Source organism: Streptomyces sp. NPDC057854 (assembly GCF_042797055.1).
GTDB lineage: Bacteria > Actinomycetota > Actinomycetes > Streptomycetales > Streptomycetaceae > Streptomyces.
On sequence record NZ_JBHVMF010000046.1, the window covers coordinates 1 to 19,954 of the forward strand.

The 19,954-nt window shown below is 74.1% G+C and carries 19 protein-coding genes; 12 read left to right on the plus strand and 7 right to left on the minus strand.

Annotated features, from left to right (window positions below):
• The 4 genes from sucB to ACFVQZ_RS36005 form a co-directional block, all read left to right on the plus strand.
• A partial coding sequence (gene sucB / locus ACFVQZ_RS35990) for a 2-oxoglutarate dehydrogenase, E2 component, dihydrolipoamide succinyltransferase (RefSeq protein ID WP_383629098.1) occupies window positions 1-1,036 on the plus strand: 1,036 nt, incomplete at its 5' end.
• A gap of 134 nt (window positions 1,037-1,170) precedes the next feature.
• Window positions 1,171-1,794: a GntR family transcriptional regulator gene (locus ACFVQZ_RS35995; RefSeq protein ID WP_030496786.1), complete on the plus strand. Its 624-nt coding sequence runs from the start codon at window positions 1,171-1,173 to the stop codon at window positions 1,792-1,794.
• Window positions 1,795-2,068: 274 nt separating this feature from the next.
• A complete protein-coding gene (aceE, locus tag ACFVQZ_RS36000) occupies window positions 2,069-4,780 on the plus strand; it encodes a pyruvate dehydrogenase (acetyl-transferring), homodimeric type (RefSeq protein ID WP_383629100.1) in 2,712 nt (903 codons plus the stop codon).
• 37 nt (window positions 4,781-4,817) lie between these two features.
• Window positions 4,818-5,783 carry a WYL domain-containing protein gene (locus ACFVQZ_RS36005; protein WP_030496784.1) on the plus strand — a complete coding sequence of 322 codons (966 nt, stop codon included), beginning with the start codon at window positions 4,818-4,820 and terminating at the stop codon, window positions 5,781-5,783.
• A 31-nt stretch (window positions 5,784-5,814) separates the two neighbouring features.
• Here ACFVQZ_RS36005 and ACFVQZ_RS36010 read toward each other — a convergent pair whose 3' ends face one another.
• From ACFVQZ_RS36010 to ACFVQZ_RS36025, 4 genes are all read right to left on the minus strand, one after another.
• On the minus strand, window positions 5,815-6,657 hold the full coding sequence (locus ACFVQZ_RS36010) for a 3-oxoacyl-[acyl-carrier-protein] synthase III C-terminal domain-containing protein (RefSeq protein ID WP_030496783.1): 843 nt from the start codon (window positions 6,655-6,657) through the stop codon (window positions 5,815-5,817).
• Between the two features lie 326 nt (window positions 6,658-6,983).
• Window positions 6,984-7,745 (minus strand): enoyl-CoA hydratase/isomerase family protein, encoded by a 762-nt coding sequence (locus ACFVQZ_RS36015; RefSeq protein ID WP_383629103.1) that lies wholly within the window; start codon window positions 7,743-7,745, stop codon window positions 6,984-6,986.
• Complete coding sequence (locus ACFVQZ_RS36020; RefSeq protein WP_321193246.1) at window positions 7,742-8,524, minus strand: SDR family oxidoreductase; 783 nt, start codon at window positions 8,522-8,524, stop codon at window positions 7,742-7,744. Before ACFVQZ_RS36020 ends, ACFVQZ_RS36015 begins: the two co-directional genes overlap by 4 nt.
• Window positions 8,525-8,749: 225 nt before the next feature.
• Complete coding sequence (locus tag ACFVQZ_RS36025) at window positions 8,750-9,679, minus strand: SDR family oxidoreductase (RefSeq protein ID WP_383629105.1); 930 nt, start codon at window positions 9,677-9,679, stop codon at window positions 8,750-8,752.
• A 98-nt stretch (window positions 9,680-9,777) separates the two neighbouring features.
• On the opposite strand from ACFVQZ_RS36025, the gene ACFVQZ_RS36030 reads away from it, so the two are divergent.
• Window positions 9,778-10,302: a DUF4240 domain-containing protein gene (locus ACFVQZ_RS36030; protein WP_383629119.1), complete on the plus strand. Its 525-nt coding sequence runs from the start codon at window positions 9,778-9,780 to the stop codon at window positions 10,300-10,302.
• Between the two features lie 54 nt (window positions 10,303-10,356).
• On the opposite strand, the gene ACFVQZ_RS36035 is transcribed toward ACFVQZ_RS36030, so the two are convergent.
• Entirely contained in the window at window positions 10,357-11,151 is a 795-nt protein-coding gene (locus ACFVQZ_RS36035) for an SDR family NAD(P)-dependent oxidoreductase (protein ID WP_383629107.1), read from the minus strand.
• A gap of 119 nt (window positions 11,152-11,270) precedes the next feature.
• Here ACFVQZ_RS36035 and ACFVQZ_RS36040 point away from each other — a divergent pair, with 119 nt between their 5' ends.
• The gene (locus ACFVQZ_RS36040; RefSeq protein WP_383629109.1) at window positions 11,271-11,921 is read left to right on the plus strand and encodes a TetR/AcrR family transcriptional regulator; all 651 of its coding nucleotides are present in this window, start codon (window positions 11,271-11,273) and stop codon (window positions 11,919-11,921) included.
• Here the strand turns inward: ACFVQZ_RS36040 and ACFVQZ_RS36045 are convergent.
• On the minus strand, window positions 11,918-12,418 hold the full coding sequence (locus ACFVQZ_RS36045) for a GNAT family N-acetyltransferase (protein ID WP_383629110.1): 501 nt from the start codon (window positions 12,416-12,418) through the stop codon (window positions 11,918-11,920). The genes ACFVQZ_RS36040 and ACFVQZ_RS36045 overlap by 4 nt on opposite strands.
• A 47-nt stretch (window positions 12,419-12,465) precedes the next feature.
• On the opposite strand from ACFVQZ_RS36045, the gene ACFVQZ_RS36050 reads away from it, so the two are divergent.
• Together ACFVQZ_RS36050 and ACFVQZ_RS36055 are read left to right on the plus strand one after the other, a co-directional pair.
• Entirely contained in the window at window positions 12,466-13,377 is a 912-nt protein-coding gene (locus tag ACFVQZ_RS36050; protein WP_383629112.1) for a TIGR01777 family oxidoreductase, read from the plus strand.
• A gap of 199 nt (window positions 13,378-13,576) precedes the next feature.
• Window positions 13,577-14,917: an NAD(P)/FAD-dependent oxidoreductase gene (locus ACFVQZ_RS36055; protein ID WP_383629114.1), complete on the plus strand. Its 1,341-nt coding sequence runs from the start codon at window positions 13,577-13,579 to the stop codon at window positions 14,915-14,917.
• Window positions 14,918-14,944: 27 nt separating this feature from the next.
• Here the strand turns inward: ACFVQZ_RS36055 and ACFVQZ_RS36060 are convergent, their stop codons facing one another.
• A complete protein-coding gene (locus ACFVQZ_RS36060; RefSeq protein ID WP_030496774.1) occupies window positions 14,945-16,450 on the minus strand; it encodes a hypothetical protein in 1,506 nt (501 codons plus the stop codon).
• 331 nt (window positions 16,451-16,781) lie between these two features.
• Here ACFVQZ_RS36060 and lipB point away from each other — a divergent pair, with 331 nt between their 5' ends.
• From lipB to ACFVQZ_RS36080, 4 genes are all read left to right on the plus strand, one after another.
• Entirely contained in the window at window positions 16,782-17,591 is an 810-nt protein-coding gene (gene lipB / locus ACFVQZ_RS36065; protein WP_030496773.1) for a lipoyl(octanoyl) transferase LipB, read from the plus strand.
• A 102-nt stretch (window positions 17,592-17,693) separates the two neighbouring features.
• On the plus strand, window positions 17,694-18,662 hold the full coding sequence (gene lipA / locus ACFVQZ_RS36070) for a lipoyl synthase (RefSeq protein WP_383629117.1): 969 nt from the start codon (window positions 17,694-17,696) through the stop codon (window positions 18,660-18,662).
• A 278-nt stretch (window positions 18,663-18,940) separates the two neighbouring features.
• On the plus strand, window positions 18,941-19,162 hold the full coding sequence (locus ACFVQZ_RS36075) for a hypothetical protein (protein ID WP_030496771.1): 222 nt from the start codon (window positions 18,941-18,943) through the stop codon (window positions 19,160-19,162).
• Window positions 19,163-19,172: 10 nt separating this feature from the next.
• Window positions 19,173-19,883, plus strand: a complete 711-nt coding sequence (locus ACFVQZ_RS36080; protein ID WP_030496770.1) for a DUF4191 domain-containing protein — start codon at window positions 19,173-19,175, stop codon at window positions 19,881-19,883.
• The last annotated feature ends 71 nt before the right edge of the window (window positions 19,884-19,954 follow it).

The window sequence follows — 19,954 nt, forward strand, 5'->3', positions numbered from 1 at the left end:
GCCCGCCCCGGCCGCTCCGGCCGCCCCCGCGGCCGCCCCGGCCCCGGTGACCCCGGCCCCGGCCGCCGCCGCCCCGGCCGCGCCCGCCGCCGCTCCGGCGGAGGACGGCGCCTACGTGACCCCGCTGGTCCGCAAGCTCGCCACCGAGAACGGTGTCGACCTGGCGACCGTCCAGGGCTCCGGCGTCGGCGGTCGCATCCGCAAGCAGGACGTCCTCGCCGCCGCCGAGGCCAAGAAGGCCGCCGCGGCCCCCGCCGCCGCCGCTGCCCCGGCCGCCGCCCCGGCGAAGGCCGCTCCGGCCCTGGAGGTCTCCCCGCTCCGCGGCCAGACCGTCAAGATGACCCGCATGCGCAAGGTCATCGGCGACAACATGATGAAGGCGCTGCACGGCCAGGCCCAGCTGACCACGGTCGTCGAGGTCGACATCACCAAGCTGATGCAGCTGCGCGCCCGCGCCAAGGACGCGTTCGCGGCCCGCGAGGGCGTCAAGCTCTCCCCGATGCCGTTCTTCGTGAAGGCGGCGGCCCAGGCGCTGAAGGCCCACCCGGTCATCAACGCCCGGATCAACGAGGACGAGGGCACGATCACCTACTTCGACTCCGAGAACATCGGTATCGCGGTGGACTCCGAGAAGGGCCTGATGACCCCGGTCATCAAGGGTGCGGGCGACCTCAACATCGCCGGCATCTCCAAGGCCACGGCGGACCTGGCGGGCAAGGTGCGCGCCTCGAAGATCACGCCGGACGAGCTCTCGGGCGCGACCTTCACCATCTCCAACACCGGTTCGCGCGGCGCCCTGTTCGACACCGTCATCGTTCCGCCGAACCAGGTCGCCATCCTGGGCATCGGTGCCACGGTGAAGCGTCCGGCCGTCATCGAGACCGCCGAGGGCACGGTCATCGGCATCCGCGACATGACCTACCTGTCGCTGTCGTACGACCACCGTCTGGTGGACGGCGCCGACGCCGCCCGCTACCTGACGGCCGTCAAGGCGATCCTGGAGGCCGGCGAGTTCGAGGTGGACCTCGGCCTGTAAGGCTCCCGAGGGCGCTGTGCGCCCGCGAGGCAACGTAACGAGCCTCACCAGCGGTGTCCCCGTCCGGATGTGTGTCCGGGCGGGGACACCGCCGTATTGTCTAAGGGTCACGAAACTCCCGGAGGAGCCGCTCCATGACCGTCCCCGTCGTCCACTCGCTGCGCGAGCAGATCCGCGAGCACATCGTGGAGGGGATCGTCAGCGGCCGCTGGAAGCCGGGCGAGCGGATCGTGGAGCGCCGGATCGCGACCGAGCTGGAGGTCTCCCAGACCCCGGTGCGCGAGGCGCTGCGGGAGCTGGAGTCGCTGCGGCTGATCGAGTCGGCGCCGAACAAGGGCGTCCGGGTGCGCAATCTCACGGCGGCCGACCTGGAGGAGAGCTACCCGGTGCGGGCCGGCCTGGAGCAGATCGCGGCCGAGCTGGCTGCGCCCCGGCTCTCGGCCGACTGCTCGGCGCTGGAGCCGCACGTGGCGGCGCTGTACGAGGCGGACGCCACCTCCGACGGCACGGCGCAGGTGCGGCACACGGTGGGCTTCCACCGGGAGCTGGTGAAGGCGGCCGGGAACGGGGTGCTGCTGCACACCTGGGAGGGCCTGGGCATCGAGGTGTTCACCGCCCTGTCGATCCGCTGGCTGGGGACGGTGCAGAAGTCGTACGCCGAGGAGCACCAGGAGCTGGTGGAGGCGTTCCGCCGGGGCGATCCGAACATCGGGGCCCTGGTGAAGGCGCACGTGCTGGGCTGCGCACCCCGCGCGTGAGCGTCCGCACAGGTCAGAGCCCCGCTTCGGCGGGGCTTCCGGTGTTTTCGGGGCGTTCTCGGGGCGTTCGAAAAGTCGGCACCCGGTGCCCCTTTTCGCGGCACCCTGTGCCGACTTTCTCGATCTGAAGAGGTTTCCGGCTTCAACCCTTTGATCGATCATCGATCGGCGGTTTACAGTCTTCGGCGGGCCGTCACCCGGCCCGCCGCCCTGTCCTGCCAGACAAGGCCCCCCGTTTTTATCTCCACCCCCATCTGTCCGGAAGGCGGCGATCATGACCGATCCCGTAGGCAAGATTCCGAGCGAGCTCGACCAGCTCCCGGACCGTGACACCGAGGAGACCGCCGAGTGGGCGGCCTCCCTGGACGCCGTCACCAAGGCCGCCGGCCCCCACCGGGCCGCCTACCTGATGCGCCGCACCCTCCAGCACGCCGAGGGCGCGGGCCTGGCCCTGCCCAAGCTGCTGGAGACGGACTACCTCAACACCATCCCCACCTCCGCCGAGCCCGTCATCGACGGCGACGAGGAGATGGAGCGGAAGATCACCGCGTGGAACCGCTGGAACGCGGCCGCGATGGTCACCCGCGGCTCCAAGCACGGCGTCGGCGGCCACATCGCCACCTTCGCCTCCGCGGCCTGGCTCTACGAGACCGGCTTCAACCACTTCTTCAAGGGCAAGGAGTCCGGCGAGGCCGCCGGCTCCGGCGACCAGCTCTACATCCAGGGCCACGCCTCCCCCGGCATCTACGCCCGCGCCTTCCTCGACGGCCGCCTGAACGAGTCGCACCTCGACAACTTCCGGCAGGAGTCCGGCGGCAACGGCCTGCCCTCCTACCCGCACCCGCGCCGCCTGCCCTGGCTGTGGGAGTTCCCCACCGTCTCCATGGGCCTCGGCCCGCTCTCCGCGATCTACCAGGCGCGCTTCAACCGCTACCTGACGAACCGCGGCATCAAGGACGTCTCGTCCTCGCACGTCTGGGCCTTCCTCGGCGACGGCGAGATGGACGAGCCCGAGTCGACCGCCGCCCTCGCGCTGGCGGCCCGCGAGGGCCTGGACAACCTGACCTTCGTCATCAACTGCAACCTGCAGCGCCTCGACGGCCCGGTCCGCGCCAACTTCAAGATCGTGCAGGAGCTGGAGGCCCAGTTCCGCGGCGCCGGCTGGAACGTCGTCAAGACCCTGTGGGGCAACGCCTGGGACGAGCTCTTCGCGCTCGACACCACCGGCGCCCTCGTCCGCCGCCTCCGCGAGGTGCCGGACGCGCAGGTCCAGACGTACCAGACCCGCGACGCCGCCTACATCCGCCAGGACTTCTTCGGCAAGGACCCGGAGCTCGCCGCGATGGCGCAGCTGCTCTCCGACGACAAGATCCTGGAGTGCTTCCACCTCTCGCGCGGTGGCCACGAGCCGCGCAAGGTGTACGCCGCGTACAAGGCCGCCCTGGAGTTCAAGGGCGCGCCGACCGTGATCCTGGCGCAGACCGTCAAGGGCTTCACCCTGGGTGAGGGCTTCGCGTCGAAGAACGCGAACCACCAGATGAAGAAGCTGACGACGGACGAGTTCAAGAACATGCGTGACCTTCTTGAGCTGCCGATCTCGGACGCGCAGTTCGTCGACGGTGTGGTGCCCTACGGCCACCCGGGCGCCGACTCCCCCGAGGTCCGCTACCTCCAGGAGCGCCGCGCGGCCCTCGGCGGCCCCGCCCCGGCCCGCCGCGTCCACCCGGTCGCGCCGCTGCCGGCCCCGTCCGAGAAGGCGTTCGCCTCCTTCGACAAGGGCTCCGGCTCGCAGTCGGTCGCCACCACGATGGCCTTCGTCCGGCTGGTGAAGGACCTGGTCCGCGACAAGGAGACCGGCAAGCGCTGGGTCCCGATCGTCCCGGACGAGGCCCGCACCTTCGGCATGGAGTCGCTGTTCCCGTCGCTCGGCATCTACTCGCCGAAGGGCCAGACGTACGAGCCGGTCGACCGCGACCAGCTGATGTACTACAAGGAGGCCGTCAACGGCCAGATCCTGAACGAGGGCATCACCGAGGCCGGCTCGATGGCCGACTTCATCGCCGCCTCCACGTCGTACGCGACGCACGGCGAGACGATGATCCCGTTCTACATCTTCTACTCGATGTTCGGCTGGCAGCGGACCGCCGACCAGATGTGGCAGCTCGGCGACCAGCTCGGCCGCGGCTTCCTCGTCGGCGCCACCGCCGGCCGCACCACCCTGACCGGTGAGGGCCTCCAGCACGCCGACGGCCACTCCCCCGTCATCGCGGCCACCAACCCGGCGGCGCTGACCTACGACCCGGCGTTCGCCTACGAGGTCGCGGCCATCGTCAAGGAGGGTCTGCGCCGGATGTACGGCGAGGCCGCGCCGGGCGAGGACCAGGACGTCTTCTACTACCTGACGGTCTACAACGAGCCGATGCCGCAGCCGGCCAAGCCGGGCCACGCAGGCGTCGACGAGGGCATCGTCAAGGGCCTGTACCGCTTCAACACCGCCGAGTCGGCCGGTCTCACCGTGCCCGCGAACGCGCCGCGGATCCAGCTGCTCGGCTCGGGCACCGCGATCCACTGGGCGCTGGAGGCGCAGAAGCTGCTCGCCGAGGAGTGGGGCGTGGCCGCCGACGTGTGGTCCGCCACCTCCTGGACCGAGCTGCGCCGCGACGCGCTGGAGGCGGACGCCGCCCTGCTGCGCGGCGAGGAGCGGGTCCCGTACCTGCGCCAGGCGCTCGCGGGCGTCGAGTCGCCGGTCCTGGCGGTCTCCGACTACATGCGCCAGGTCCCGGACCAGATCGCGCAGTGGGTCGAGCAGGACTACTCGTCGCTGGGCGCCGACGGCTTCGGCCTCTCGGACACCCGCGCCGCGGCCCGCCGCCACTTCGGTGTCGACGCCCAGTCGATCGTGGCCGCCGCCCTGGCCCAGCTCGCCCGCCGCGGCGAGGTCCCGGCCACCGCGGTGAAGGAGGCGCGCGAGCGCTACGGCCTGTAAGGGTCCGATGTCAGAGGCGGCGCGCATGATGGGAGTCATGCGCGCCGCCCGACTCATCAAGATGGTCCTGCTGCTCCAGAACCGTGCCTCCATGACGGCGGCCGAGCTCGCCGCCGAGCTGGAGGTGTCGGAGCGGACCGTCACGCGTGATGCCCTCGCCCTCTCGGAGGCGGGGGTTCCCGTGTATGCGGACCGGGGCAGGACCGGCGGGTACCGGCTGGTCGGCGGGTACCGCACGCGGCTGACCGGGCTCGCCAAGGACGAGGCGGAGGCGTTGTTCCTGTCCGGACTGCCGGGCGCGCTGCGGGACATGGGGCTCCAGGACGCGGCCTCGGCGGCCCGGCTGAAGGTGTCGGCGGCGCTGCTGCCGTCGCTGGCGGACGCGCCGGGTTCGGCGGCCCGCCGCTTCCACCTGGACGCGCCGGGCTGGTACCAGGAGCCGGAGACGCCGGAGCTGCTGCCGGCGGTGGCGGAGGCGGTCTGGGACGACCGCCGGCTGTCGGCGCGCTACCGGCGGCGGGGCGGCGAGGAGGTCGAGCGGGAGCTGGAGCCGTACGGGCTCGTGCTGAAGGCGGGCGTCTGGTACGTGTGCGCCCGCGCGGGCGGTTCGTTCCGCACCTACCGGGTGGACCGGTTCACGGCGGTGGCGGTGGGCGAGGAGCGGTTCGACCGCGATCCGGGGTTCGCGCTGGACGTCTTCTGGGCGGAGCGCGCCGCGGAGTTCGCGCGCTCGCTGCTGCGCGCCGAGGTGGTGGTGCGGCTGACGGAGGCGGGGGCGCGGCGGCTGCCGTACGTGACGGACCGGGCGGCGGCGGAGGAGGCGCTGGCGGGCGCGGTGCGGGAGGAGGACGGCCGGGTGACGGCGACGCTCCGGGTGGAGAACGAGGAGGTCGCCTTCGGGCAGCTCTTCGGGCTGGGCCCGGAGGCGGAGGTGGTGGCCCCCGCCTCCCTGCGCGCGCGGTTCGCCGAGGCGGCCCGCGCGGCGGCCGAGCGGTACCGGTGAGCGCACCGGGCCGTCGCGCCCGGCCGCCCGGTCAGGGGGTGCCGGCGAGGGCGGGGATACGGACCGGGGCGAGGAAGGCGCCGCGTTCCGGACCCGATCCGACGACGGAGAAGCAGACCCGGTCGCCGTACGCGAGGCCGCCCTGTTCCCGGTCGGCGTGGAGGAGCGCCAGCGTGGACGGCGAGACGGTGTTGCCGAGCGCGCGCACGTTGCTGGGGGCGCGCTCGGGCGGCAGGCCGGTGTGCCGCAGGAACGCGTCCACCAGCTCCGGGTTGGCCTGGTGCGTGTAGAGGCGGCGCACCCCGTCGAGGTATCCGGGGCGGGCGGCCTCCAGGGCCTCGTGGTTGAGCATCATTCCGCCGCTGTAGTAGCGGGCGATCTCGGGCGCGTTCATGCCGAAGCACGACAGTTCGGCGGAGCCGGGTGCGCCGGACGGGCACTCGGTGCCGCCGCCCAGGAAGTGGATCAGCGGGTCGTCGACGCCGGGGCCGTCCCCGAACGACCGGCTGTCGCGGGAGTACAGCACCAGCCCGTCGACGTCCTCGTCCCGCTCCAGGACCATCGCCGCCGCGGCGTCGGAGAACAGCGCCGGGCTCGCCCAGAGGTTCTTCCCGTACGGATGGACGGCGTTGTCCAGGTACGCGGGGAGCATCGAGCCGTCCGCGTCGAAGCTGATCCGGCTGGGGACGCTGTACGCGATGACGAGCGCCCGCTCGGCGGCGAGACCGGCCACCAGCGCGGCGGCGCGCGCCAGGCCGGCACAGCCCGCGCCGAGTTGCAGGGGCGGTACGTGGTCCTCGATGCCCAGGAGCCGCATCAGCCGGAAGGCGTCCTGGTCGAGGAGGGTCTGGTACGGGTTGCAGGTGACGACCACGACGGCGGTGACGTCGCGCGCGTCGAGGCCGGCGCTGTCGAGCGCGGCCCGGGCGGTGGCGGCGACGGCTTCGGGGGTGGCGAACTGGTCCGGTCCCCAGCTCTTCCCCCTCCACGCCGAGGAGCCGGGTGATGAAGGCGCCGTCGAGCGCGTCGCCGGGGCGGCGGCGGTCGGGGACCTGCGCGAGCTTGGCCCAGGTGTCCATGGTGATCACCGGTCCGAGGGTGGTGTGGGCGCCGGTGATGGCGTATGGGAAGGAGAGGGGGGAGGGTGCGGTCGGCATGCGTCGGGCCTCGTGTCGGAGGAGGGGTGCGGGGCGGCGGGGGTCAGGAGGGGGTGGGGGCCGGGACCTTCTGGAAGCCCTGGAAGTGCCGGGTGCGCTCGCCGTGGGCGAGGAGCGGTGCGAACAGAGCGCGTTCGAGGTCGAGGCCCTCGGTGAGCGGGCCCTCCCAGGACGCGTCGATCGCCTGCTTCGCGGCCGCGACGGCCGGGCCGGGGTGCGCGGTGTAGCGGGCCAGCCACCGTGTGACGGCGCCGGGAAGGTCAGCGGCGGGCACGACCTGGTCCACCAGCCCGATCCGGCCGGCCTCGGCGGCGTCGACCTGCCGTCCGGAGAAGACGATGTCCTTGGCCCGGGAAATCCCGACGAGGCGGGGCAGCCGCTGGGTGCCGCCGGCCCCGGGGATGAGCCCGAGCGGGGTCTCCGGCAGTCCGAAGCGCGCGTCGGGCGCGCAGAGCCGGAAGTCGGCGGCGAGCGCCAGCTCGCAGCCGCCGCCGAGCGCGTACCCGCGCACCGCGGCGACCACCGGCACCGGCAGGGCGGCGACCTCGCGGGTGAGCCGGCTGATGCGTTCCGCGTACGCGGTGGCCGCATCGGCCGTCAGCGTGCCCATCTCCTTGACGTCGCCGCCGGCCGAGAAGTGCTCGCGGGCTCCGGTGAACACCACGGCCCGCAGTCCGGGGCGGGCGCGCACCTCGTGGAGGGCCCGCTCGGCGGCGTGCTGGAGGGCCGTGTCGAAGAGGTTCAGCGGGGGCCGGTCGAGGTACAGCCAGGCCACGTCCGCGTCGTACGTCACCCGGACCGTCACATCAGCCCCCCGTTGACCTCGAAGACGTGTCCGTTGACGTACGAGGCGGCCGGGCTGACCAGGAACACGGCCGCGTCGACCGCTTCCCGCGCGGTGCCGGCGCGGCCGGCGAGCATCCGCGGCCAGTAGAGCGCGCGCAGCCGTTCGTCGGCGCCGACGATCTCGCCCATGCCGACGCCGAGCACGCCGGGCGACAGGCAGTTGACCCGGATGCCGCGTCCGGCGAGCTCCACCGCGCAGCAGCGGGTGAACGCCTCGACGGCCGCTTTGGAGGTGGCGTAGGCGCCGGCCCCCGGCATGGCCCGGGTCGCCATCGCCGAGGAGACCGTGAGCACGGTGCCGCCGGCCCGCAGGTGCGGCAGCGCGGCCTGCACGGTGTGGAAGACGCCGTCCACGTTGGTGCTCATGACCGCGCGCCAGTCGTCCGGGGCGAGGCGGGTGACGAGGCCGTTGCGGGTGATCCCGGCGTTCGCCACGACGATGTCGATGCCGCCGAAGCGCTCGGCCGTCTCGTCCATCAGCCGGCGCAGCGACGCGGGGTCGCGCACGTCGGTGGGGACGAACGCGGCCCGGTCCTCGTGCCCGGCCACCAGGTCGGCGGCCTCGCGCACGGCGCGCGCTCCGCAGACGACCCGGGCACCCGCGGCGAGGAATCCTTCCGCCAGGTGCCGGCCCAGGCCGGCGGAGCCCCCGGTGACGACGGCCGTCATCCCCTGGAGGACCCGCGGCGGGGCGTCCGCCGCTTCCGCGGGGACGACCCGCTGCTCGCTCACTGTCACGCGTCCTGCTCCCGGTCCGATGTCGAAACGCTTCCGCCGGAGGCGGTGAACGCGTCCGGCGGCGGCACCGTAGCCCGCTCATGATCAGCTCCGAACGGGTGAGGGTCGGCGTCTGACCAGCGGTGGAGCGGATTCCCGGAAGGAGGCGATCACTCGTTCCGGTGACGGTCTCCCAGGTCCCCGGTTGACGGACCGGGCGCCTTCGGGCGGTGAGCGGTCCGCGGTCTACCGGTAGTCCTCGACCCGGGTGGCCGGGTCGGACTCCTTGGCCAGGATGAAGCCCCAGGAGTCGGGGCGGGAGCCGTCCGCGTCGGTGAAGCCGTACTCCCTGGCGAGCCGGCCGCTGTCGAGGGACTGTCCGTTCCAGCGGGCGCGGTCGGGGTCGGCGGCGAGGGCGGCGACGGCCCGTCCGACGTAGACCGGCGACTCGGAGACGGCGAAGTCGGGGAGCTGCTTCACCGCGTCGCGCCAGTTGTCCTCGGTGACGCCGAAGTGGGCGAGCATCTGCTCGGAGCGGAGCCAGCCGGGGCTGACGGAGACGGCGGTGCCGCCGCTGTCGGCGAGTTCCTTCGCGAGGCCGAAGGCCATCCGGAGGGGGGCGTTCTTGGCGAGGTCGTAGAAGAGGTTCTCGCGGTAGTGGGTGCCGTTGTAGGCGGTGGTGCCGTCGGTGACCTCGACGACGAGGCCGCCGGGGTGCCGGTTGAGCAGCGGCAGGGCGGTGTGCGAGGTGACGAGGTGGGTGCGGACGCCGAGTTCGAGCATCCGCAGGCCGCTGGTGAGGTCGATGTCCCAGGTGCGCTTGCCGAAGGTGTCGATGAGGAGGTGTTCGCCGCCCCAGACGTCGTTGACGAGGACGTCGAGCCGGCCGCGCTCGCGGTCGATCCGGTCGACGAGGGCGCGGACCTGCTCGGGCTCCAGGTGGTCGGTGGGGACGGCGATCCCCTCGCCGCCGGCGGCGGTCACCAGCTCGGCGGTCTCCTCGATGGTCTCGGTGGCGCGGCCGACCTCGCTGACCTTGTCGCGGGTGGTGCGGCCGGTGACGTAGACGGTGGCGCCGGCGGTGCCGAGCTGGACGGCGATGGCCCGTCCGGCCCCCCGGGTGGCTCCGGCGACCAGGCAGATCCGGCCGTGCAGCGGCTTCGTTTCGTGGGTCATGCCGACCAGGCTGGCAGGAATACCCGACATCTTCTGTCTGGATGGAATCGGATTTTCCGGGTGCGTCGCGGGCGGGGAGACCCGATGCTGGTGCCGTGATGGACGAGACCGAGTTCTGGGAGATCATCGACGCCACCCGCGAGGAGGCCGAGGGCGACGCCGAGGAGCAGGCGGACCTGCTCGTGGAGCGGCTGACCCGGCTGGATCCGGAGACGGTGCTGGACTACGCGCGCCACTTCGAGGCCCGGTTCAACCGCGCGTACCACTGGGACGTGTGGGGCGCGGCGGTGGTGCTGCTGGACGGGGCGGGTGCCGTCGAGGAGGGGTTCGACGCCTTCCGCTGCTGGCTGATCGGCCAGGGCCGGGAGGTGTACGAGGGCGGTGTCGCCGATCCGGACGAGCTGGCGGAGCTGCTGGACGCGTTCGATCCGGAGCTGGACGGGGACGGCGAGGAGCTGGGGTTCGCGGCGGACGAGGCGTACGAGACGCTGACCGGGACGGAGACGCCGGATCTGGGGCTCGTGATGCCGGACGGGGAGCCGGAGGGCGTGCCGCTGGACCTGGCGGACGAGGAGGCCCTGGCGGCCCGGCTGCCCCGGCTGTGGGAGCGGTTCAGGCCCTGACCGCCGGGGGCCGGCGGGGTCGCCGGGGCGGGGCCCGAACCGCGGGCGGTCCGGTCAGAAGTGGGTGCCGCCGTCGACGCGGACCTCGGTGCCGGTGATGAAGCGGCCGTCCTCGGAGGCGAGCATCGCGACGACGCCGGCGACGGTCTCGGGGCCGGCGAAGCCCTGGCCGAGGGCGGGGGCGAGCTTCATGAAGAGCGTCATGTCGGCGTCGGCGGGGAGGCCGGGGCCCATGGACTGCTTGCTGGCGCCGGAGCCGTCGGTCATGCCGGAGGAGATGGAGCCGGGCTGGACGGCGGTGAAGCGGATGCCCTGCTTCGCGTACTCGGCGGCGAGGGCGTGGGTCATGGACTGGATGCCGCCCTTGCTGGCCGCGTAGGCCGCCATGTAGGGGTGGGCGAACATCGCCGAGGTGGAGGAGAAGTTCACGACGGCGGGGCCGTCGCCCTCCAGGAGCGCCGGGATCGCCTCGCGGATCATGAGGAAGGTGCCGGTGAGGTTGATCCGGAGCACCTGCTCGAAGGCGTCGAGGCTGGTCTCGTGGGTGTGCGAGGAGCGGAGCACGCCGGCCGCGTTGACCAGCACGTCGAGGCCGCCGAGGGCGGTGACGGCGGCGGCGACGCCGGCCCGGACGGACTCCTCGTCGGCGACGTTCACGACCACGGTGGTGAGGCGGCCGGCCGCGTCGCCCGCCTTGGCGGCGGTGTCCTTCAGGCCGTCCTCGCTGATGTCGGCGGCGACGACCCGGCCGCCCTCGGCGAGCATGCGCAGGACGGTGGCCTGGCCGATGCCGGAGCCGCCGCCGGTGACCAGGGCGCGGCGGTTCTCGTAACGGGTGAGCTGGTTCATGGCGGCGGCCTCTCGGTGTCGGGCTCGTGTCGGAATCGCTGCCACCGTACGCCTCGGTGGCACGTTTTGCCACACGTGCACGTCATGCGGGTCCGGCATCCGGCGCGTACCCTCGTACGGTGACCAAGCGATCCGAGCCCGCCCCCGTGACGCCCTCCCTGACCCAGCGCCGCAAGGCCGCCACCCAGCTGGACATCGCCCGCGCGGCGGCCGAGCTCTTCACCGAGCACGGGCCGGACGGCACCACCGCCGAGTCCATCGCCCAGCGGTCCGGGGTCGCGCTGCGCACCTTCTACCGCTACTTCCGCTCCAAGCAGGACGCCGTCGCCCCGCTCCTCGCGGGCGGCGGCGACCGCTGGCGGGAATCGCTCGCCGCCACCGCCCCCGGCACCCCCCTGGCCGCCGCCCTGGAGGGCTCGATCGCCGCCTCCCTCACCCCGGCGGACGAGGCCGCCGCGGAGGGACTGCGCTGGACCCGGGGGCTGCTGCGCGCCTCGGCCGAGGACCCGGCGCTGCGGGCGGTCTGGTACCGGGTCAACCAGGAGTCCGAGGAACGGCTCCGCGAGGTCCTGGCGGCGCTCGCCGGGCCGGACGCCGACCCGCTGGAGGTGCGGCTGGCCGCGGCGGCGGCCACCGACGCGATCCGCGTCGCGCTGGAGAGCTGGGCCGAGTCCGACGCCCCCGTGGAGGGCCCCGGCTCCCCGGCCGCCCTCGCCCTGCGCTGCCTGCGCGAACTGATGGGCGGGGTGACGCTGTGGACCGCCGGCTAAGGGAGTGAGCGGCCCATCTGGACGTCGTCGGCGGGCTCGCCGTCGAGGACGAACTCGCCGGGCAGGACCCCTTCGACGGTGAAGCCCTCCGCCTCGTAGAGGGCGCGGGCCGGGCCGTTGTGGCCGAGGACGCGCAGGGTGATCCGGGTGGCGCCGTCGGCCGCCGCCTTCGCCAGGGCCGCCCGCAGCAGCGCCCGGCCCACCCCCCGGCCCCGCGCCGCGTCGGCGACGGCGAGGCCCTGGATCTGCCGGACGTGCGCGTTTGAGGGGAGCGGCGTGGGCCGCCCCACCCGCACGTACCCCAGCAGGGCGCCGTCGCGCTCGGCGACGAGGTGGTCCTCCGGCCGGTGCCGCTCGTCGAAGAACGGCGGGTACGGCTCCGCCGGCGCGGGCGCCACCGCGTGCAGCGGCGACCAGGTCGCCCGGTCCAGCCGGCCCAGCGGCTCGGCGTCGTCCGGGACGGCGGTGCGGATGACGAGACGGTCCGGCGCGGTCATGCCGGCCACTCTGCCACGCCCGCCCCCGCACCGGGCAGGATGGGACCATGCAGCCTTCCGCCCTCCGCAAGCGCGTCGCCGTCACCGGGGCCTCCGGCCTGATCGGCGCCGCCCTCGTCCGCTCCCTGCGCGCCGACGGACACGACGTCCTGCGGCTCGTCCGCCGCCCCGCGAGGACCGCCGACGAGGTCGAGTGGGACCCGAAGCGGCTGTACGTGGACGGCGCCGGGCTCGTCGGCGTCGACGCGGTCGTGCACCTGGCGGGCGCCGGCGTCGGCGAGCGCCGCTGGACCGAGGCGTACAAGAAGGAGATCCGGGACAGCCGGGTGCTCGGCACCACCGCGATCGCCCGCACCCTCGCCGGACTCGCCGAGCCGCCGGAGACGCTGGTCTGCGGCACCGCCCTCGGCTGGTACGGCGACACCGGCAGCCGCGCGGTCGACGAGAGCGCCCCGGCCGGCAGCGGCTTCCTGCCGTCGGTCTGCGTCGAGTGGGAGGCCGCCGCCGCCCCCGCCGAGGACGCCGGGATCCGGGTGACGTACGCCCGCACCGGACTGGTGGTGGCCCGTCAGGGCGGCGCCTGGGGGCGGCTCTTCCCCGTCTTCCGGGCCGGGCTCGGCGGGCGGCTGGGCGACGGCGGCCAGTACTGGTCGTTCATCTCGCTCCACGACGAGGTCGCCGCGCTGCGGCACCTGATGGACACACCGGGGCTCTCCGGGCCGGTGAACCTGACCGCGCCGGAACCGGTCACCAACCGCGAGGTGACCGCCGCCATGGGCCGGGTGCTGCGCCGCCCGACCCCCTTCCCGGTCCCCGCGCCCGCGCTGCGGCTCGTCCTCGGCGACTTCGCGGCCGACGTCCTCGGCAGCCAGCGGGTGCTGCCGGGCCGGCTGCTCTCCTCCGGCTTCACCTTCGCCTTCCCCACCATCGACGCCGCGATCCGGGCCGCCGCCGACTGAACCGCCGCTCCCCGCGGGGCCTTTGCGCTCCCTGCGCTCCCCCGTGCTCCGGCAAGCCCGCCGCGCGCGGGCGCCGGGCGGTGGGAGCGCTGCCTACCCTCGGTGCCCACCAGTCGACACGGATCGCGAACTCGGGCATTCCGGGGGCCGGTTGGGGGCATAGGCCCCCAACAGGCGGCGCAGACCTGGGGAGGGGCACGTGCTCAGTACCGCACGCAGCGCACAGCGGGCAGGACGGACACCGCACACGGACGAGGTCGACGTGGTCGTCGTCGGCGCCGGGATCGCCGGGCTCACGGCGGCCCGGCGGCTGACCGGCGCGGGCCTCTCGGTCGCGGTCCTGGAGGCCGAGCCGTTCGTCGGCGGCCGGCACGCCACCGGCGAGACCGACGGCTTCCGGCTCGACCGGGTGGGCCGGCTGCTCACCCTCGCGCCGGAGGAGCTGCGGGCCCTGCCGGGGCTCGACGGCGTGACCTCGCGCCCCTTCGCGCCCGGGGTCCTGGTCCACACCGACGGCCGGTACGCCCGCTGGGGCGCCCCGCACCCCCGCAACCGGAGGGGCGCGCTCACCGTGGCGCGCGCCCTCGCGAGCGCCCCCCGGCATCCGGCGGCCTCGCTGGACCAGGCCCGGCTGGGCGCCTCGCTGGTCCGGCTCGCGGCGACGCCGACCCAGCGGCTGCTCGCCCGGCCGGAGCGCACCGCGCGGGAGGCGCTGTCGGGCCGGCTGCCCGCGCGGACCGTCCAGACCGTGCTGCGGCCCCTGGTCGCGGCCCTCCTCGCCGACCCGGACCTGGCGGTGTCGAGCCGGCGGGCCGACCTGGCGCTGCGGGCCTTCGCGCGCGGCCGGGTGTCGGTGCCGGAGGGCGGCGCGGCGGCGCTCCCGGAGCGGCTGGCGGCGGCGCTGCCGGCGGGCACGGTACGGACGGGGGTGCGGGTCACGGACGTGTCGGCGGCACGGGTGGGCACGGCCGAGCACGGCACGTTCGGCTGCCGGGCGGTGGTGCTGGCGACGGGGGCGCGGACGGCGGCCGGGCTGCTGCCGGGCCTGCGGGTGCCCGCGTACCACCCGGTGACGGTGCTGCACCACACGGCGCCGGTGGCGCCCACGGCCGAGCCGGCGCTGCTGCTGGAGTCGGACCCGGGCGGTCCGGTGGCGCACACGGCGGTGATGAGCGCGGTGGACCCGGCGCGGGCGCCGGCGGGCCGGCCGCTGATCACCTCGACGGTCCTCGGGACGCCGCCGGACGACACCGAGCGGCGGGTGCGCAAGCACCTGGCGGCGCTGTACGGCACGTCCACGGACGAGTGGGAGCTGCTGGCCCTCCACCACACCCGGGACGCGGTGCTCGCCACTCCCCCGGCGCACGACCCGTGCCGTTCGGTGCGGCTGCTCGCGGGTCTGTACGTGTGCGGCGACCACCGGGGGGCGGGCACCCTGCGCTCGACGCTGGGCACCGGGGAGCGCGCCGCCGGGGCCGTCCTGACCGACCTGGGGCTGCGCCCGCCGGCCGTGGAGGAGACGGAGGAGGAGGCCGCGTAGGCCGTCGCCGCCCGGGCGCGGCGGGGGTCAGCCGAGGGCGGCGACGCGGTCGCGGTAGGTGCGGACGGGCGGGGCGTCCCGGTAGGGCTCCAGGCGGCGCTCGAAGTCGCGGACGTACTCGATCGCGCGGGCCGAGCGCATCTCGGCGGCCTGCTGGGCGGCCTCGGCGCCCAGCGCGCACGCCTGGTCCAGCTCGCCGAGGGCGAGCCGGGCGGTGGCGAGGACGACCCGGCAGAAGAGCCGGCTGCGGGCGTAGCCGGGGGCGCGGAGCTGGAGGGCGCGCTCGGCGTGCTGGGCGGCGGGGCGGTACTGCTGGAGGTCGCGGTGGCAGTGGCCCAGCTCGTCGGCGAGCTGGGCCTCGTCGAAGGCGCGGGCCCACGGCGGCACCTCGTCGCCGGGCCGGGCGGCCTCCAGGGCCCGCTCGGCGCGGACCAGGGCGGCGCTGCACGCGCGGGCCTCGGAGAGGACGGCGTGGCCGCGGGCCTCGACGGCGTGCAGCATCGCCTGGACGACGGGCGGCGCGGAGGAGCCGACGCCCTGCTGGGCGACCCGGGCGAGCTGCACGGCCTCCCGTCCGTGGCCGAGGTAGACGGCCTGGCAGCTCATGGTGAGGAGCACGTACGAGCCGTAGGCGCGGTCCCCGGCGGCCTGGGCGAGCCGCAGCGCCTGCACGAAGTAGCGCTGGGCGAGGCCGTGGGCGGCGATGTCGTACGAGGTCCAGCCGGCGAGCCGGGTGAGGTCGGCGGCGGCGGCGAAGAGGCGCCGGCCGGTGGCCTCGCCGTAGGTGCCGCGGAGCATCGGCTCGGCCTCGTGCTCCAGGTAGCGGACGAGGGCCTGGCGGGCGTGGCCGCCGCCGTAGGCGTGGTCGAGGGTGCGGAAGAGGTCGCCGACGGAGCGGAGGGCGGCGATGTCGCCGCCGGTGACGCGCTGGCCGGGGCCGCGCTCGGTGCCGCGCTGGCGGGGGACGGAGTACCGGCCCTGCGGGGGCACCCGGGGGTCGGTGCCGGTGCCGATCGCGCGGACCGGTCCGCCGCCGGTCCCGCCGGGGCGGACCACGGGCACGGGGGCGGCGGGCTCGCCGCGGGCGACCCGGTCGTCGGCGCGGCCGATCAGCCAGTCGCGGCTGGGGACGACGAGGCCGGCGGGGGTGAAGGCGATCTTGCGGAGTTCGGCGTGGCTGCCGGAGTCCTTGCGCCAGAGGCCGCTGACGATGTCCACGGCCTCCTCGGGGGTGGCGGCGAACTCCAGTCCGGCGTAGACCGGCGCGCAGGCGTCGAGGCCGAGGTCCTGGGCGGAGAGCCGGCGGCCGAGACGGCGGGTGAAGACCTCGGCGATCAGGGCGGGCGTGGTGCCGCGGGGCTGCTGGCCGCGCAGCCAGCGGGTCACGGAGGTCTTGTCGTACCGCAGGTCGAGCCCGTGCTCCAGGCCCAGCTGGTCCACCCTTCTGGCGAGACCCGCGTGGGAGAAGCCGGCTTCGGCGATGAGCGCGGCGAGCTGGCGGTTCGGGACGCGCTGCGGTGGTCGTTCCGTCATCGGCTGTGCGGTCTCCTGCCTTCCGGGCGCAGGTCGCGACCCGTCTCGACCCTCATGGAACGGCGTGAATGTAGCGGTCATCCCGGCCCGTACCGCCCACTTCGCCCCACATTCATCCGATCGTGTGAGGAACCGGAACCCCCGTTGCCACCCGCCGCTGACCCGGCGGCCCTCACGGCCCTCACCACGGGTGCGCCTCCACCTGCCCCGAACGTTCGCGCGGGGTCGCCGTACAGTGGCAGGGGCGCGTAAGACGCAGGGTGCCGGGCCGGCTCCCGCCCCGGGACGATCCCCGGAACCCGGCCGCGGGCACCCAGGAGGAGGCATGGCCGTGAGTGAGCTGCAATTCGTCCGCCTGGGCTTCGGCGAGGACGCCGTCGACTACCAGGTGGCCTGGGACAAGCAGCGCGAGGTGCACGCCGCGCGGTTCGCCGACGAGATCGGCGACACCTGTCTGCTCCTGGAGCACCCGCCGGTGTACACGGCCGGACGGCGCACCCAGGACAGCGAGCGCCCGCTCGACGGGACCCCGGTCATCGACGTCGACCGCGGCGGCAAGATCACCTGGCACGGCCCCGGCCAGCTGGTCGGCTACCCGATCCTCAAGCTGCCCCGCCCGGTGGACGTCGTCGCGCACGTGCGCCGCCTGGAGGAGGCGCTGATCCGCACCGCCGCCGAGTTCGGCGTGGCGACCACCCGCGTCGAGGGGCGCAGCGGCGTCTGGGTGCTGGGCGACCCGGTCGAGGAGCGGCCCTCGCTCGGCGGCCTCTCGCTGGACTTCGACCCGCGGCTGACCGACGAGGAGTTCGACCCCCGTCTGCACGGCCCCGAGTACGCCCCCTCCAACGCCGGCCAGCGCCGCGAGGACCGCAAGCTGGCCGCGATCGGCATCCGCGTCGCCAAGGGCGTCACCATGCACGGCTTCGCCCTCAACGTGAACCCGGACAACGCCTGGTTCGACCGGATCATCCCGTGCGGCATCCGCGACGCCGGCGTCGCCTCCCTCGCCCACGAGCTGGGCCGCGACGTCACCATCGACGAGGTGCTCCCGGTCCTGGAGCGGCACCTGCGCGACGTGCTGGAGAACGCGGAGCCGAAGCCGCGGGAGATCGAGCGGCCGGTGGAGACGGCGTCCGCCTGAGGAATGCCGGGCTCTGGCCACGGGTTGGCCAGACGTAGCAAGGCATGGAAGCAACGGGCGTACCCTGGTGTGCGCCGAAGAATCGAAGCTACAGGAGCCGATGTGTCCGCAGTCGCCCCCGACGGACGCAAGATGCTGCGCCTGGAGGTCCGGAACGCCCAGACCCCCATCGAGCGCAAGCCCGAGTGGATCAAGACCCGCGCGAAGATGGGTCCGGAGTACACGAAGATGCAGAGCCTCGTGAAGAGCGAGGGCCTGCACACGGTCTGCCAGGAGGCGGGCTGTCCCAACATCTTCGAGTGCTGGGAGGACCGCGAGGCGACCTTCCTCATCGGCGGTGACCAGTGCACCCGGCGCTGCGACTTCTGCCAGATCGACACCGGCAAGCCGGAGGCCCTCGACCGCGACGAGCCGCGCCGCGTGGGCGAGTCCGTCGTCACGATGGACCTGAACTACGCCACCATCACCGGCGTCGCCCGCGACGACCTGGAGGACGGCGGCGCCTGGCTGTACGCGGAGACCGTCCGGCAGATCCACCAGCAGACCGCGGAGCGCGCCGCCGGCCGCACCAAGGTCGAGCTGCTCGCCCCCGACTTCAACGCGGTGCCGGAGCTCCTCAAGGAGGTCTTCGACTCCCGCCCCGAGGTCTTCGCGCACAACGTGGAGACGGTGCCGCGGATCTTCAAGCGGATCCGCCCCGGCTTCCGCTACGAGCGCTCCCTGGACGTCATCACCCAGGCCCGCGACTACGGTCTGGTCACGAAATCCAACCTGATCCTCGGCATGGGCGAGACCCGCGAGGAGGTCAGCGAGGCGCTGAAGCAGCTGCACGACGCCGGCTGCGAGCTCATCACCATCACCCAGTACCTGCGCCCCTCCGTCCGGCACCACCCCGTCGAGCGCTGGGTGAAGCCGCAGGAGTTCGTGGAGCTGAAGGAGGAGGCCGACCAGATCGGCTTCTCCGGCGTGATGTCGGGCCCGCTGGTCCGCTCCTCGTACCGCGCGGGCCGCCTGTACCAGCAGGCGATCGAGAAGCGCGGCGCGGCGGTGGAGGCCGTGCAGGCGGTCTGAGGCCACGCGCGCGGGTGGCCTGGAGGCCGTGGCCGCGTGTGAGTCGCCGCACAGGTGACTACCGGGAAGTAATACGTCGGGCAGAGCGGCCCGTACGGCTCCGCAGTTCAGCGGGGCGGTACGGGCCGCTCCGCCGTCCGGGCGCTCTCGCCGGGCTTTCATCAGTGTTTGACCGCCGGGTCATGCCCTGGTAACACCGTTCTGTGAGCATGGTTCCACGCACCGCCACCATGACTCCCCCCCACCTCGTCTCATCCGCTTCCGAGAGAGGACCCCGCATGCCGGCCGCAGCCGCGCCGACGCACCTCCGCGCCCGCGCCCTCCCCTCCGTCACCGGCGCCCTGCGCGCCGTCGAGTCGCTGCTCCTGGGCGCCGGACAGCGCACCGCCCGGCGCAACGCCTGGACCGCCGTCCTGGAGGACCGCCGCCGCGCCAAGGACCGCATCGAGGCCCAGCACGTCCTGGAGGCCGCGTCTGGCCGGACGTCGCGGGCCACGTAGACTTCAAGGCATGGCGAGGAAGGCAAACACGGGCGGCGCTGACGCCGCGAACCCCGGGCGACTGAAGCAGATCGCCCTCACGTACAAGATGACCCGGAAGGCCGACCCCAAGGTCGGGCTCGTCGTGGCCGGCGTGGGCATCGTCGTACTCGGTGTCCTCCTCGGTATCGGCTTCCTGATCGGACACCCGGTCTACCTGGGCATCCTGGGCTTCGTGCTGGCGCTGCTGGCGATGGCGATCGTCTTCGGGCGGCGCGCCGAGCGGGCGGCCTTCGGGCAGATGGAGGGACAGCCGGGCGCCGCCGCGGCGGTGCTGCAGAACATCGGGCGCGGCTGGACCGTGACCCCCGCGGTCGCGATGAACCGCAGCCAGGACGTGGTGCACCGGGCCGTCGGCCGCCAGGGCATCGTCCTGGTCGGCGAAGGCAACCCGAACCGGCTGAAGCCCCTCCTCGCGGCCGAGAAGAAGAAGATGGCCCGCATCCTGGTCGACGTGCCGGTGACGGACATCGTCGTCGGCAACGACGAGGAGCAGGGCCAGGTCCCGCTCAAGAAGGTCCGCACCAAGATGCTGAAGCTGCCCCGCCTGCTCAGCGGCCCCCAGGTGACGGCCGCCAACGACCGGCTGCGGGCGATGGGCGACCTCATGAGCAACATGCCGCTGCCGAAGGGCCCCATGCCGAAGGGCATGAAGATGCCGCGCGGCGGAAAGATGCGCTGACGCGCACGAGACGGAAAAAGGCGGTGCCCCGGACCTGCGGAAGGTCCGGGGCACCGCCTTTTTCCGTCGGC

Excerpts from the sequence above, each read along its gene's own strand:
- ACFVQZ_RS35995 (WP_030496786.1), top strand. The coding sequence starts at position 1,171 with ATGACCGTCCCCGTCGTCCACTCGCTGCGCGAGCAGATCCGCGAGCAC.
- aceE (WP_383629100.1), top strand. The coding sequence starts at position 2,069 with ATGACCGATCCCGTAGGCAAGATTCCGAGCGAGCTCGACCAGCTCCCG.
- ACFVQZ_RS36005 (WP_030496784.1), top strand. The coding sequence starts at position 4,818 with ATGCGCGCCGCCCGACTCATCAAGATGGTCCTGCTGCTCCAGAACCGT.
- ACFVQZ_RS36025 (WP_383629105.1), bottom strand. The coding sequence starts at position 9,679 with ATGACCCACGAAACGAAGCCGCTGCACGGCCGGATCTGCCTGGTCGCC.
- ACFVQZ_RS36030 (WP_383629119.1), top strand. The coding sequence starts at position 9,778 with ATGGACGAGACCGAGTTCTGGGAGATCATCGACGCCACCCGCGAGGAG.
- ACFVQZ_RS36035 (WP_383629107.1), bottom strand. The coding sequence starts at position 11,151 with ATGAACCAGCTCACCCGTTACGAGAACCGCCGCGCCCTGGTCACCGGC.
- ACFVQZ_RS36045 (WP_383629110.1), bottom strand. The coding sequence starts at position 12,418 with ATGACCGCGCCGGACCGTCTCGTCATCCGCACCGCCGTCCCGGACGAC.
- ACFVQZ_RS36050 (WP_383629112.1), top strand. The coding sequence starts at position 12,466 with ATGCAGCCTTCCGCCCTCCGCAAGCGCGTCGCCGTCACCGGGGCCTCC.
- ACFVQZ_RS36060 (WP_030496774.1), bottom strand. The coding sequence starts at position 16,450 with ATGACGGAACGACCACCGCAGCGCGTCCCGAACCGCCAGCTCGCCGCG.
- ACFVQZ_RS36075 (WP_030496771.1), top strand. The coding sequence starts at position 18,941 with ATGCCGGCCGCAGCCGCGCCGACGCACCTCCGCGCCCGCGCCCTCCCC.
- ACFVQZ_RS36080 (WP_030496770.1), top strand. The coding sequence starts at position 19,173 with ATGGCGAGGAAGGCAAACACGGGCGGCGCTGACGCCGCGAACCCCGGG.